Genomic DNA, 14060 nt, shown 5'->3' on the forward strand with positions numbered 1-14060 from the left:
AGTTAGGAGAAGGCCTTTCCCTCCAGATATCGGCCATGCAGCAGGGGCGCGCCCAGCCAGTAGCAGAGTTCGGCTGGACGGCTGATGTCCCAGACAGCCAGGTCGGCGGCCTTGCCCACTTCGATCGTGCCGGCTTCGTCCTGCAACCCCAGGGCGCGGGCGGCGTGGCGGGTGGCGCCGGCTATGGCTTCTTCCGGGGTCAGGCGGAACTGGACGCAGGCCAGATTCAGCGCCGCCGTCATGGAGGCGACGGGCGAGGTGCCGGGGTTGCAGTCGGTCGCCACCGCCATGCGGACGCCGTGCTGGCGCAGCAGGGCGACGGGCGGAAGCTTCGTCTCGCGCAGCATCAGGAAGGCGCCGGGCAGCAGGACCGCCGCCACGCCCGCCTCGGCCATCGCCTTCACGCCCGCCTCGGTCGTGTGCTCGATGTGATCGGCGGACAGGGCGTGATAGCGGGCGGCCAGGGCCGCGCCGCCGCCGTCCGACAGCTGGTCGGCGTGCAGCTTGACCGGCAGACCCAGAGCCTCGGCCTTGTCGAACAGGCGAGCGACTTCGTCCGTGGTGAAGGCGATGGGCTCGCAATAGGCGTCCACCGCATCCACCAGACCCTCCGCATGGGCGGCGGGCAGGATGTCATCCACAGCCTTGTCCACATAGACGGCGCGGTCGGCTTTGTGCTCCGGCGGGACGGCGTGCAGGCCTAGGTAGGAGGTGCGGACCCGCACCCCGGCCTCGCGCCCGATGCGGCGGGCGACGCGCAGCATCTTCAGCTCGCTGTCGTGGTCCAGACCATAGCCGGACTTGATCTCCACCGTGGTGACGCCGGTGGCCTTGAGCCCCTCCAGACGCTTGCAGGCCGAGGCGTAGAGTTCGTCATCGCTGGCCTCGCGCGTCGCCTTGACCGAGGAGACGATGCCGCCCCCGGCGCGGGCGATCTCTTCATAAGTCGCGCCCCCCAGCCGCTGCTCGAATTCGCCCGAGCGGTCGCCGCCAAAGACCAGATGGGTGTGGCAGTCGATCAGGCCCGGCGTGACCCAGCGCCCGCCCAGACGGTCGGTTTCCACAGCCTTGTGCACAGGCAGGTCGGCGCGCGCTCCGACCCAGGCGATGCGCCCGTCCTGGATCAGGATGGCGGCGTCCTCGATCGCACCGTAGGGCTGGCCGCCCTCGGTCATGGTGGCAACGTGGCAGTCGGTGATGACGCGATCAGCGTTGATCATCGCGCGGCCACCCCGCTAAGGATTTCGCAGAACCAACGCCCAGCGGTCAGGGAGCCGAGGTCGCCGACTTCCAGCGAGGGATCATATTCGGTCAGGTCCACGGCGCGGACCTTGGGATGGGCGCCGATGGCGCGGGCGGCGTCGAAGAAGTCGTGAACCGAGACCCCGCCGGGACGGGCTCCGGGGCTGGCGGGCCACTGGCTGCGGTCAATGACGTCGATGTCGAAGTCGACGTAGATGACCTCGCACAGGGACGACAGGCGCTCCAGTTCCTCGACCACCACCGCGGCCAGACCGCGCTGGCGGCACTCGCGGGCGGTGCGGACGCTGATCCCGGCGGCCTCGGCCTTTTCATGGGCGCGGCGGGTGTTGGCGAAGGGGGCCAGGCCGACCTGGCTGATCCGGTGGCCGTCCATGCCGTCATCCAGCAGGGCCTGGATCGGATTGCCGTTGGTCAGGCCCTGATCCGTGTCGCGCAGGTCGAAATGAGCATCCAGCGTCAGCACGCCGACGCGATCCAGACCCAGGGCGTGGACGCCGGGCCGGGTGATGGCGTTGTTGCCGCCGACAAGGATGGTCAGGGCGCGATGGGCCTGGGCCGCCACCGCGTCGCGCACCGGCTCGAAGGCGTCGAAGGGCGAGACGGCCTTCAGCGCCACGTCGCCCGCGTCATGGACCCTGATCGCCAGTTCCAGCCCCGTCTCGACGTCATAGGTCGACAGCCGCGGCAGGACGGCGCGCAGGGCCTTGGGCCCGAGGTCGCAACGGCCCGGCGTCAGCGACCGCTCGTTCAGCGGCGCGCCGATCAGGGCGACCGGGGCGTCGGGATGAGCGCCCACCAGATCGCCGACCGAGCGCCAGCCGAGGGCTTCAGACGGTTCGCTCATCGGGGTCATCCTTTGGTCGGGGAAAAGCGGGCGACCAGATCATAGGCCGCGCCGGGGAAAATCTGGGAGGCCCAGGTCACGCCGTGGCCGTCGCGCCATGTGCGGCGCTCCAGCCTGAGACAAGGCGCGCCGTCGGCCAGACCCAGCCCCGCCGCCGTCTCGCGATCGGCGCCGACCGCCGAGATGCGATGCTCGGCCTCGGTCCAGGGCATGTGAGCCAGCAGCCAACCGCCGGGAGGCTGGGCGCTGAAGTCGGCGCCCTCGGCCTCGGGCGCGGCGGCCAGCGAGATCAGGCGGCGCTCGAAGACGAAGGGCAGGTCGTCGGCCAGATGCAGGGTCTCCAGCTCGATCACCCGCTCGCCCAGCCCTTCATCGGGCCGCGCGGGACGGACGATCCGGCCCAGCAGGCGATGGGAATAGGCCAGCCCCCTGCCCTCGACCTCGGACTGGATGTCGGGAATGGCGACAAGCGCTGAGGAATGCACCGGCGGATGGGCCACCACGGTCCCGGCGCGGCGTCGCCGCACCACCAGACCGCGCGCCGACAGGTCCGACATGGCGCGCGACACCGTCATGCGGGCGCAGCCGTACTCCGCCGTCAGCTCGGCTTCGGTCGGGATGCGAAAGCCCGGCCGCCACTCGCCCGAGGCGATGCGGCGCTCGATGTCGCCCGCGATGCGGCGATGAAGCGGCTCCTGATCCATGACGCGAAACTGCCCCTTGCGCGCGTTAATGTCTAGACATAACACTAGCCCCATACGACGGCCCAAGTCGCATTCTGGGCCGCATGGAGGAATCGATGAGCGTCACGCCCAGCACCCGCCCAAATACCAGAGTGGTCCGTAGCCCGCGCGGGCCTGAAAAGACCGCCAAGACCTGGGCGGCCGAGGCGGCCATGCGGATGCTTATGAACAACCTCGACCCCGATGTGGCCGAGCGCCCCGAGGACCTGGTTGTCTACGGCGGCATCGGCAAGGCGGCCCGCAACTGGCAGGCCTTCGACACCATCGTAGAGCAGCTTCAGAAGCTGGAAGCCGACGAGACCCTGATGGTCCAGTCGGGCAAGCCGGTCGGCGTCTTCCGCACCCACGCCGACGCCCCGCGCGTCCTGATCGCCAACTCCAACCTGGTGCCCAAGTGGGCGACCTGGGACCACTTCAACGAGCTCGATAAGAAGGGTCTGGCCATGTACGGCCAGATGACCGCCGGGTCGTGGATCTACATCGGCACCCAGGGCATCGTTCAGGGCACCTATGAGACCTTCATGGAGGCGGGTCGCCAGCACTATGGCGGCGACTGGTCGGGCAAGTGGATCCTGACGGCGGGCCTCGGCGGCATGGGCGGCGCCCAGCCCCTGGCCGCCACCATGGCCGGCGCCTCCTGCATCACCATCGAGTGCCAGCGCAGCCGCATCGAGTTCCGTCTGCGCACCCGCTACGTCGACGTCATGGCCGAGACCCTGGACGAGGCCCTGGCCCTGCTGGAGCAGTCGTTCAAGGACAAGAAACCCTTGTCGATCGGCCTGTTGGGCAATGCAGCTGATCTTTTGCCTGAAATGGTCAAGCGCGGCGTTCGCCCCGATCTGGTGACGGACCAGACCAGCGCCCACGACCCGGTCAACGGCTACCTGCCCTCGGGTTGGACCGTCGCCGAGTGGGAAGAAAAGCGCGTCAGCGACCCCGCCGCCGTCGAGGCCGCCGCGCGCAAGTCCATGGCCGTCCACGTTCAGGCCATGCTCGATTTCCACGCCATGGGCGTCCCCACCACCGACTATGGCAACAACATCCGTCAGGTCGCCTTCGATGAGGGCGTGAAGACCGCCTTCGACTTCCCCGGCTTCGTGCCCGCCTATATCCGCCCGCTGTTCTGCCGCGGGATCGGGCCGTTCCGCTGGGCCGCCCTGTCGGGTGATCCCGAGGACATCCGCAAGACGGATGAGGCGATGAAGAAGCTGTTCCCCGATAACGCCGGCCTGCACCGCTGGCTGGACATGGCGGGCGAGCGCATCGCCTTCCAGGGCCTGCCGGCGCGCATCTGCTGGATCGGTCTGGGCGACCGTCACCGCGCGGGCCTGATGTTCAACGAGATGGTGGCCTCGGGCGAACTGAGCGCCCCCGTCGTCATCGGCCGCGACCATCTGGACAGCGGCTCCGTCGCCAGCCCGAACCGCGAGACCGAGGCCATGCTGGACGGCTCGGACGCCGTGTCCGACTGGCCCCTGCTGAACGCCCTGCTGAACACGGCGTCGGGCGCGTCGTGGGTGTCGCTGCACCACGGCGGCGGGGTCGGCATGGGCTACAGCCAGCACTCGGGCGTCGTCATCGTCGCCGACGGCACCGAAGAAGCCGCTAAGCGGCTGGAGCGCGTCCTGTGGAACGACCCGGCCACCGGCGTCATGCGCCACGCCGACGCCGGATACGAAATCGCCAAGGACGCCGCGCGCGAACACGGCCTGAACCTGCCGAGCTTGGCCTGAACCTGAAGCCCTCCCCCTCAAGGGGGGAGGGTTGGGCGGGGGTGAACCCTCCGCCCTTTCCTTGAACGGCTCTGGAGGCGCCGCCTCCCGCGCTTAAATCTCAGGCGAACTGCCTGCACCCCATCCCCGGCCCTTCCCCCTCGAGGGGAAGGGAGGAGAAGAAGAAATGACCCAGATCATTATCGGCCAAGAGCCGCTGACTCTTAATCAGCTGCGCCAGGCCCTGAACGGCCCCGTTCAAGTCGAACTCACGCCCGCCGCCTGGGCCAATGTCGAGAAGGGGGCGGCGGTCGTCGCCGCCATCCTGGCCGAGGGCCGCACCGTCTATGGCATCAACACCGGCTTCGGCCTGCTGGCCAACACCAGCATTGCACCGGAAGACCTTGAAACCCTTCAGAAGAACCTGGTGCTCAGCCACGCCTGCGGCGTCGGCGCCCCGCTGGACGAGAACGTCACCCGCCTGCTGATGGTGCTGAAAATCGCCAGCCTGTCCAAGGGCGCCTCGGGCGTGCGTCGCCACACGCTGGAGACCCTGATCGGCATGGTCAACGCGGGCGTCCTGCCTCTGATCCCGTCCAAGGGTTCGGTCGGCGCCTCGGGCGACCTGGCCCCGCTGGCCCACATGTCCTGCGTCCTGATCGGCGTCGGCGAGGCCCGCTATCAGGGTCAGACGCTGGACGCCGTGACGGCCTTGGCCAAGGCTGGTCTGAAGCCGGTCGTTCTGGGCCCGAAGGAAGGTCTGGCCCTGCTGAACGGCACCCAGTGCTCGACGGCCCTGGCCCTGGCCGGCCTGTTCGCGGCCGAGGACGTCTTCGCCGCCGCCATCGCAGCGGGCGGCCTTTCGGTTGATGCGCTTCTGGGCTCGGACGCGCCGTTCGATCACCGCATCCACGCCCTGCGCGGCCAGCCGGGTCAGATCGACGTGGCCCGTCGTCTGCGCGAACTACTGACGGGCAGCGCCATCCGCGACAGCCACCGCCACGACTGCGCCAAGGTGCAGGACCCCTACTCGCTGCGCTGCCAGCCGCAGGTCATGGGCGCGACCCTGGACGTGCTGCGCAACGCCGCCGCCATGCTGGAGCGCGAAGCCAACGCCGTGACCGACAATCCGCTGGTCTTCATCGAGGACGGCGACGTGATCTCGGGTGGTAACTTCCACGCCGAACCTGTTGCTTATGCAGCAGATCAGATCGCCATGGTCCTGTGCGAGATCGGCAACATCTCCGAACGCCGCACCTCCATTCTGGTCGACCCCAAGATGACCGACCTGCCCGCCTTCCTGGTCAAGGACAGCGGCGTGAACTCGGGCTTCATGATCGCCCAGGTGACGGCGGCGGCCCTGGTGGCCGAGAACCGCATGGTGGCTCATCCCTGCGTCATCGACACCGTGCCGACCAGCGCCAATCAGGAAGACCACGTGTCCATGGCCACCCACGGCGCGCGCCGCCTGCTGGACATGGCCGCCAACACCGCGACCGTGGTGGGCATCGAACTTCTGGCCGCAGCGCAAGGCATCGACTTCCGTCGTCCCCTGACCTCGTCGCCGGAGCTGGAGCAGACCTACGCCATCGTGCGCGAGGCGGCCGAACCCTACTCCGCTGACCGCTACTTCGCGCCGGACATCGCCCGCGCGACGGACGCGGTGCGGGCGGGTCGTTACCGGGCCCTCGCCGGCGACCTGCTGCCCTCGGCCTAAGGCGGCCAAACCCCGCACATGGACACCGTCGAACACGGATCGAAGGTGGAGCGTCTCCACCAGAACGTGACGAACCTGGCGTCCCTGTGCGGGGCCGCATGCCTGCTGCGGCAAGGCGCGACATACCTTGAAACGCGACAATCAACGGCGTGGACCCTATCCGGCGCCAGCGCGCTTTATGAGCAGGACGCGTCAGGATCGGAGGGATGACGAGATGAAGGCGGCGACGGCGACAATCGCGGCGCTAGGGCTGGCGGCCCTGCTGGCTGGCGGCTGGATGCTGTGGCGCTCGACCTCGGCGGCTCATGGCCCGACGCCGAACGGCCCCTCCATCAGCGTCGACGTCGTGGCGCCGGTCGAACCGGAACTGGTCGCTGGGCCCATGCTGGCGGTGGGCGCATTGAGCGACGGCTATGAACATGACCCGGAGCGGATGTCGCCGCCGGCGCCCTACGCCAGCGACGAAGCCGCGCTGGACAGCGCCTGGATAGTAGCGACGCCGCCCCTGCCCCCGCCATCGGTGGTGGTGATAGAGACGCCGGCGTCGGCGCCCATGCCGCAGATCGTGCGGCTGGAGCCTGACGACTACAGCTTTGGTTTCGACCGCCCCTTGCCGGAAGCGGTCGCGAAGACGGCCCCGGTCGATCCGACCGGAGCCGCCGACGACATCAACGACGCGTCGTGACGCTGAGGGTGTAGTCGCCCTCTTCCGACGCCCCCAGGGTGTTGGCGCGGATCGAGTAGGTCCCCGGACGCAGGGTCTGGACGATCTGGGCGCTGGTGCCGCCGCCGCTGTCATCGTCGGTGGCGAGAGAATCGCCGTCGCATTGCGGCCCTTCATAGAGGCCCAGGTAGGCGTCGAAATCGCCGGAATCCAGTCGGATGGCGACGCTGCCCGCGCGCGTGATCGACAGGGCGTAGCAGTCGTAGAAGGAACCGTCATCGGCGCGCCGGTCGCTGAATTCCAGACGCCCGGAACGGCTTTCACCCAGGCTGACAGGCAGGACCTGGGTCGTCGGGCGCATGCGCTCGCCGGCCGAGACGCGCAGTTCATAGCGGCCGGTCTCGCCCTCGCTCAGCGTATTGGCCTTGATGATCCACAGGCCGCCGCTGGAGGCGAAACGAATCTGCGAATTGGTCCCCATGTCCGGACCGTCGTCATTGGAGACCGTGGTCTCGTCGCAATCCGCCCCGGCGCCGGCCGACAGGAAGGTGTCGAAGTCCGACGAGCTGAGCGTGACCGTATAGGCCTCGTCCGGGTTGGTCTGGATGACATAGCAACGGTAGTGCGAACCATCGCCCATGCGGGCGTCCTTTGAGCTGAAATTGCCCTGGATGGTCTGGCCGGGACGGATGGTGCTCTGGGCCGAAGCGGCGCCGGCGACGGCCAGGGCCGCGCCTAGAACGGTGGTCATCAGAAGGGTGCGCATAGAGGGGGAGTCTCCGTGAGGTTTCGAAACAACGCCCTAAATCGAGCGCCTAAACAGTTGATTTATTTTACACTTAACAAGGGGACGCGTTTCAGCGCCGCCACGCTGGCGGCGTTGGTGCAAAAGCAGACGGTCCGCAGTTGCCGGATCACCGTCTGGAAATGGGCGATCACGGCCTCGGTGGACTCTGTCGCCGCCTGGATGACGCCCGAGGCCATGCCGACCACGTCGGCGCCCAGCCGAACCGCCTTGGCGACATCGACGCCGTCACGGACCCCGCCCGAGCCGATGATCAGAGCTTCCGGCAAGGCGTTGCGGGCCTCGGCGATGGCGCGAGCGCTGGGGATGCCCCAGGCGGCGAAGGCGGCGGCGTGAGCCTTGTCCGCAAGCTCGGTCGCGCGCTCGCCCTCGATCAGGCCCCAGTTGGCGCCGCCGGCCCCCGCCACATCCACGCCCGCCGCGCCCATGGCGACCAGGCGCTGGGCGGTGACGGCGGATATACCCGCCCCCGTCTCCTTGACGATGACCGGCGCGTCCAGCTCGCGGATCAGGGCCTGAAGCGCGGCGCCCACGCCCCACCAATCGCGGTCGCCCTCGGGCTGACAGGCTTCCTGCAAGGGGTTCAGGTGCACCACCAGGGCGTCGGCCCCGATCATGTCCAGCGCCCGTTTCGCCTGGTCGAGGCCAAAACCGCGCGTCAGCTGGGCGGCGCCGATATTGGCCAGGATGGGCGTGTCGGGCGCGCGGTCGCGCAGGGACCGATCCAGCCCGCCCGTCGCCCGACCCTCGATGGCCGCCCGCTGCGAGCCCACGGCCAGGGCGATGCCCAGATGCTGGGCCGCCTCGGCCAGACGGGCGTTGATGGCCTCGGCGCGAGCGGGCCCGCCGGTCATGGCGCTGATCAGCAGGGGCGCCTGCAGGCGCCGACCGAGGAAGTCGACGCCCAGGTCGATCTTGGCGTGATCCAGATCCGGCAGGGCCTCGTGCACGAAGCGCCAGTCATCGAAGCCGCTGGCCAGAACGTGCCGCCCGCCACCCGACAGCACCACGTCCAGGTGCTGGTCCTTGCGGCCCAGGATCAGATCGTCGCTCATTCGCAAACCCTCAGGGCTGGCGCTCGACCGTCAGCACGTAATCGCCGGTCGAGCCCGCGGCGAAGCTGCGGGCGCGCACGACATAGGTCCCGTCGCGCGGCGCGGTCCAGTCCAGGCGGGCATGGGTGTCCGACAGGCTGTCGTCGTCCTCGGCCAGGCTGCGGAAGTCGCCTTCCTTGTCCTCGCCCACCTCGACCATGGCGTCGAAGGCGGCGGAGATCATGGTGAAACGCAGCTTCTCATCGGCCTTGGCCTTGAAGGTGTAGGCGTCGAAGGAGACGCCTTCGTCATTCATGGCGTCGGCCTCGGACAGGCTTCCGCGCGCGGTGGCGCCGACCAGCAGACTGCCGGGGCCCGGCTCGGGCCCGCGATCAGAGAATTCCAGAGAATACAGACCCTTGCCACTGCTGGAATAAGGCAATGCGCGAAGCACGTAATCGCCGTCTTCCGGCAGGGTGAAGGTCAGGCGAGCATCCGTGCCCTGACGCAGACCGTCGTCGTCGCTGGCCAGTTCCTCGAATTCCTCGCCCGCCTTGCCGACCTGCAGCAGAGCGTCGAAATCGCCCGAACGCATGATGGCCTGGACACGCTGCCCCTCGGTTCCGCTGAAGGCGTAGCCGTCATAGAGGCGACCCTCGTCATCCATCGCCCCGCCTTCCTTCAGATCGCCCTGGACGGTCTGGCCGAAGCCGAGGGCTGTCGGCGGCGGCGGCGGCGCCACCTCGTCCAGCTTGAGGTCATAGGAGCCGGTGGCGTCGGAGAAACCTCGCGCCTCGATCAGGTAGTCCCCGTCGTCAGGCAGAACGAAGGTCAGGCGAGCGTTCAGATCGCCGCCGCTGTCGTCGTCGGTGGCCAGGCTGTTACGGTTGATGTCGAACAGTTCCAGATAGGTGTCGAAATCCGCCTTCATGCTGATGGCGACGCGTTGTCCGGCCCGCCCCGTGAAGCGGTACAGATCGGCCGGAGAACCCGAATCGCTCTGAGCGCTGTCTTCGTCCAGACGGCCGCTGACCTCCTCGCCCACGGCTATGCCCCGCGACGACGGCGCCGCCGGCCCCTGCTCCAGGGACAGGCGGTAATCGCCTTCGGCGTCCCCGCCGACCGAAGTCGCCTGAATGACGTATTCGCCGGCCTGGGGCGCGGTGAAGATGAGGTAGGAGTTCAGCCCCTTGCCGGCGCCGTCGTCGTTCTGCGCCGACTGAACGAAGGCCCCGCCGACCATGCGCCCGATGCGGACCAGGGCGTCGAAATCCTCGGATTCCAGCAGAACGGCGACGCGCTCGCCGGCGCTGGCCCGGAAGGCGTAGGCGTCGAAGGGCTTGCCGTCCTCGTCCTCGGCGTCGCCGCTGGTCAGTCGGCCCGACACGTCTCCCCCGACCGAAATACGGCCTGGACGCGGCTGACGCGGAAGCACCCGTTCGCTGAGCGCCAGGGTATAGGCGCCGGACGCCAGGCCTGAGTAGGCGCGCGCCCGCACGATATAGGCGCCGTCGCTTTCGGGCGTGAAGCGCAGACGGGCGTTCATGCCGCTGCCGGCGCCGTCGTCGTCGGTCGCCAGCGGCTCGCCCGAGGTGCGTCCCTCGGCGTAGATCGCCAGGAAGGCGTCGAAATCGCTACTGCGCAACTCGGCCTGCAACCTCTGACCTGCGCGGAGCTGAACCCGGTAGTCGTCATAACGATAGGCGTCATCGCCGCGCGTGCGCGCATCCCCTTCTTCAAGACGGCCGCGAACCTCGGCGCCGATGCGCGTGTCGGTCGGCGACTGGGCGAAGGCAGGGCCTGACGACAGCAGGGCGATGGCGCTGACCGCCCCGAACAGGGCCGCGAACTGAGAATGACGCATGAAAACCTCTTTGCTGGCGCTATCATAGACGCCGAACCGTAGCGGCTGTAAATCGCGGCCACGCTTTCCAGTTCCCGACGCATGGAGCCGATCATGGCTGACCAACCCGCACGCGCCTCGCTCATCGACGGCAAGGCCTTCTCGCAGACCCTGGTCGAGCGCGTCGCCGCCGCCGCAGCGCGGCTGGAAGCGGCCCATGGGGTCAAGCCCGGCCTGGCCGTGGTCATCGTCGGCGAGGACCCCGCCAGCCAGCTCTATGTCCGCAACAAGGGCGAAACGACGCTGAAGGCCGGAATGCGGTCGGACACGCACCGTCTGCCCGACACGACCACGCAGGAGGAACTGCTGGCCCTGATCGCGGCGCTGAACGCCGATGCGGGCATCCACGGCATCCTTGTGCAACTGCCCCTGCCCAAGCACATCGATTCGGCCGCCGTTCTGGACGCCATCGACCCGGACAAGGATGTGGACGGCTTCCACGTCGTCAACGTCGGGCGTCTGGCGGTCGGCCTGCCGGGCATGATCCCCTGCACCCCGCTGGGCAGCCTGATGATGCTCAAGGATCAGCTGGGCGACCTGTCGGGCCTGAACGCCGTCATCGTCGGGCGCTCGAACATCGTCGGCAAGCCGATGGCGCAACTGCTTCTGGGCGAGAGCTGCACCGTCACGGTGGCCCATTCGCGCACCCGCGACCTGCCCGCCCTGTGCCGCACCGCCGACATCCTGGTCGCCGCCGTCGGTCGCCCCGAAATGATCAAGGGCGACTGGATCAAGCCGGGCGCCACCGTCATCGACGTGGGCATCAACCGCGTCCCCTCCAAGGATCCGGTCAAGGCCGCCGAGGGCAAGACCCGCGTGGTCGGCGACGTGGACTTCAACGAAGCGGTCGAGGTCGCCGGCCGCATTACCCCTGTCCCCGGCGGCGTCGGCCCCATGACCATCGCCTGCCTGCTGGCCAACACCTACACGGCCGCCTGCCGCGCCGCGGGCGTGACGCCGGAAGATCTGAACAGCTAGGGGACGCTAAAAATCCGGCCTTGAAGCGGAGCCTTTCGGCCCCGATAGTCTTTAGCGATCAGCGGTCCTGACGACCGCCCGCAGGAGCTTCTTCATGGCTGGTTTCTCGCCTCGCATCGCGGCCGTCGCCGCTGTCGTCGTCCTGGCCCCCGCCGTGGGCGCCTGCGGCTACAACACCATTCCGACCAAGCAGGAGCGCGCTGAGGCGGCCTGGGCCGACGTCCAGAGCCAGTATCAGCGGCGCTCGGACCTGGTGCCGAACCTGGTCGCCACGGTTCAGGGCGCGGCCATTCAGGAACGCACCACCCTGACCCAGGTGATCGAGGCCCGCGCCAAGGCCACCAGCGTCAACATCGACGCCTCCAACCTCGACAACGCCGCCGCCTTCCAGCAGTACCAGCAGGCGCAGGGCGAGCTTTCCAGCGCCCTGTCGCGGCTTCTGGTGACGGTCGAAGCCTATCCCCAGCTTCAGGCCAACCAGAACTTCCTGACCCTGCAGTCACAACTGGAAGGCACCGAGAACCGCATCGCCGTGGCGCGCCGCGACTACAATGAGGCCGTGCGCGACTACAACACCGAGCTGCGCACCTTCCCGAGCGTGATCTGGGCCAAGACCCTGCACGGCGGCTCCAAGCCGATGCAGCTGTTCACCGCCACGGCCGAGGCCCAGAGCGCGCCAAGCGTGAACTTCAACCTCGGCGTTCCGGGCGCTCAACCCAATGCTCAGCCTGGGGGCGGCGCGCCCGCGACCGCGCCGGGGGCCGCTCCCGGTTCGACGCCGCCCGCGGCCGCGCCTGCTCCGGCGGCCTAATCCCGACATGATCCTTTCCGCCCTCTCCCTGAGGGACCGCCCCAGTCCCGGCCCACTTGGGCCGGGACTGATCCCGGCGCTTCTGCTGGTGCTCGTCCTGTGGCTGGCGGCCCTGCCGGCCTGCGCCGCCGAGATCCGCTTCCCTGCCCTGACCGGGCGGGTGGTCGACGACGCCCAACTGCTGACGCCGGAACAGGAACAGGCCCTGACGGGCAAGCTGGCCACGCTGGAACAGCAGACCGGCGATCAGCTGGTCGTCGTCACCCTGCCCTCGCTTCAGGATCAGGAGATCGGGGACTTCGGCTATCAGCTGGGTCGTCACTGGGGCATAGGGCAGAAGGAGAACGACGGCGGCGCCCTGCTGATCGTCGCGCCGAACGAACGCAAGGTGCGGATCGAAGTCGGCTATGGGCTGGAGGGCGTGCTGACCGACGCCTATTCCTCGCTGATCATCCGCAACGACATCCTGCCGGCCTTCCGCCAGGGCGACTATGCGGCCGGCATCATCGCCGGGACCGACGCCGTCATAGCCCAACTGACGGCCGATCCCGCCGAGGCCCAGACCCGCGCGGCCGAGGCGAAGAGCGCGGCCAGCGAGCGTGAGAAGCCCATCCTGCCTGCGTTGATCATCTTCCTGATCTTCTTCTTCCTTTTCATCAGCCTGGTCGGAGCGGCTGCGGGCGGCAGGCGGCGTCGTGGCGGCAAGGGGGGCGACGGCCTGACCCCCATCCTGATCTGGGCCGCCAGCGAGGCGCTGCGAAACCAGGGCCGCGGAGGCGGCGACTGGGGCGGAGGCGGAGGCTTCGGCGGCGGTGGATTTGGCGGCGGCGGAGGCGGCTTCGGCGGCGGCGGCGCCTCGGGGGGATGGTGATGCAGTTCACAACCGACGACCACGCCCGCGTCGCCCGGGCCATCGCCCAGGCCGAGGAAAACACCTCGGGCGAGATCTTCTGCGTCGTGGCGCGGCAGGTGTCCTCCTATCGCGACGTCAGCCTGGCCTGGGCGGCGGCGGCGGCCCTGCTGCTGCCTCTGGGCCTGATCCCTCTTGGCTTCGGCGCCCACTGGCTGCCCAACCTGTCCAACCTCGGCAGCGCCGACTGGCAGGCGGCCCACGCCGCCGCGCGCGAGGTCGAGATCGGACAGGCCCTGGCCGCCTACGCCCTGGTTCAGGCGGCGGTCTTCGTCGGCGTCTTCCTGGTCAGCCTGATCCCGCCCGTGCGACGACTGCTCACGCCGGTCGCCCTGCGCCGCACCCGCGTCCGCCGCGCGGCCATGCAACAGTTCCTGGCCCACGGCCTGCACGTCACCCAGGCGCGGACCGGGGTGCTGATCTTCGCCGCCCTGGCCGATCATCAGGTCGAGGTCATCGCCGATGAGGGCATCCACGCCTGCGTCAGCCCCGAGGTCTGGGCCGACGCCGTCGCCGCCCTGACCGCAGGCCTGCGTCGAAATCACCCGGTCGAGGGCATGGAACAGGCCATCGCCCTGTGCGGTCAGGTTCTGGCGGAACAGTTTCCGCCCCGGCCCGCTGATATCAACGAGGTCCCCGACCGTCTGGTTGTCATCTAGACCGGATAGACAGGCTG

13 protein-coding genes are annotated in these 14060 nt (G+C 68.8%); 7 read left to right on the forward strand and 6 right to left on the reverse strand.

Translation table 11 applies throughout. The features are described from left to right. Positions 1-2 precede the first annotated feature (2 nt). From hutI to ACZ5XO_RS09910, 3 genes are read right to left on the reverse strand one after another with little or no spacing between them, the layout of a single operon-like run. Complete coding sequence (gene hutI, locus ACZ5XO_RS09900; protein ID WP_464164900.1) at positions 3-1217, reverse strand: imidazolonepropionase; 1215 nt, start codon at positions 1215-1217, stop codon at positions 3-5. Further along, on the reverse strand, positions 1217-2107 hold the full coding sequence (locus ACZ5XO_RS09905) for an agmatinase family protein (protein ID WP_464162189.1): 891 nt from the start codon (positions 2105-2107) through the stop codon (positions 1217-1219). Before ACZ5XO_RS09905 ends, hutI begins: the two co-directional genes overlap by 1 nt. A gap of 5 nt (positions 2108-2112) precedes the next feature. After that, a complete protein-coding gene (locus tag ACZ5XO_RS09910) occupies positions 2113-2811 on the reverse strand; it encodes a UTRA domain-containing protein (RefSeq protein ID WP_464162190.1) in 699 nt (232 codons plus the stop codon). 95 nt (positions 2812-2906) lie between these two features. On the opposite strand from ACZ5XO_RS09910, the gene hutU reads away from it, so the two are divergent. From hutU to ACZ5XO_RS09925, 3 genes are all read left to right on the forward strand, one after another. Continuing rightward, on the forward strand, positions 2907-4583 hold the full coding sequence (hutU, locus tag ACZ5XO_RS09915) for a urocanate hydratase (RefSeq protein ID WP_464162191.1): 1677 nt from the start codon (positions 2907-2909) through the stop codon (positions 4581-4583). A gap of 166 nt (positions 4584-4749) precedes the next feature. Continuing rightward, positions 4750-6279, forward strand: coding sequence for a histidine ammonia-lyase (gene hutH, locus ACZ5XO_RS09920; protein WP_464162192.1), 1530 nt, complete (start codon positions 4750-4752; stop codon positions 6277-6279). A 214-nt stretch (positions 6280-6493) separates the two neighbouring features. Then, positions 6494-6964, forward strand: coding sequence for a hypothetical protein (locus ACZ5XO_RS09925; RefSeq protein WP_464162193.1), 471 nt, complete (start codon positions 6494-6496; stop codon positions 6962-6964). Here ACZ5XO_RS09925 and ACZ5XO_RS09930 read toward each other — a convergent pair. The 3 genes from ACZ5XO_RS09930 to ACZ5XO_RS09940 form a co-directional block, all read right to left on the reverse strand. Then, a complete protein-coding gene (locus ACZ5XO_RS09930) occupies positions 6948-7709 on the reverse strand; it encodes a peptidase (RefSeq protein ID WP_464162194.1) in 762 nt (253 codons plus the stop codon). The genes ACZ5XO_RS09925 and ACZ5XO_RS09930 overlap by 17 nt on opposite strands. A gap of 62 nt (positions 7710-7771) precedes the next feature. Beyond that, positions 7772-8803, reverse strand: coding sequence for a type 2 isopentenyl-diphosphate Delta-isomerase (gene fni, locus ACZ5XO_RS09935; RefSeq protein ID WP_464162195.1), 1032 nt, complete (start codon positions 8801-8803; stop codon positions 7772-7774). Between the two features lie 10 nt (positions 8804-8813). Then, on the reverse strand, positions 8814-10646 hold the full coding sequence (locus ACZ5XO_RS09940; protein ID WP_464162196.1) for a PPC domain-containing protein: 1833 nt from the start codon (positions 10644-10646) through the stop codon (positions 8814-8816). A 93-nt stretch (positions 10647-10739) separates the two neighbouring features. On the opposite strand from ACZ5XO_RS09940, the gene folD reads away from it, so the two are divergent. The 4 genes from folD (at position 10740) to ACZ5XO_RS09960 (ending at position 14043) form a co-directional block, all read left to right on the forward strand. Further along, entirely contained in the window at positions 10740-11663 is a 924-nt protein-coding gene (gene folD, locus ACZ5XO_RS09945; RefSeq protein WP_464162197.1) for a bifunctional methylenetetrahydrofolate dehydrogenase/methenyltetrahydrofolate cyclohydrolase FolD, read from the forward strand. 94 nt (positions 11664-11757) lie between these two features. Next, positions 11758-12474, forward strand: a complete 717-nt coding sequence (locus ACZ5XO_RS09950; RefSeq protein WP_464162198.1) for a LemA family protein — start codon at positions 11758-11760, stop codon at positions 12472-12474. A gap of 7 nt (positions 12475-12481) precedes the next feature. Continuing rightward, positions 12482-13345, forward strand: a complete 864-nt coding sequence (locus ACZ5XO_RS09955; RefSeq protein ID WP_464162199.1) for a TPM domain-containing protein — start codon at positions 12482-12484, stop codon at positions 13343-13345. Further along, positions 13345-14043 (forward strand): TPM domain-containing protein, encoded by a 699-nt coding sequence (locus ACZ5XO_RS09960; protein WP_464162200.1) that lies wholly within the window; start codon positions 13345-13347, stop codon positions 14041-14043. Before ACZ5XO_RS09955 ends, ACZ5XO_RS09960 begins: the two co-directional genes overlap by 1 nt. Positions 14044-14060 lie beyond the last annotated feature (17 nt).

The organism is Brevundimonas sp. T2-11 (genome assembly GCF_055397675.1).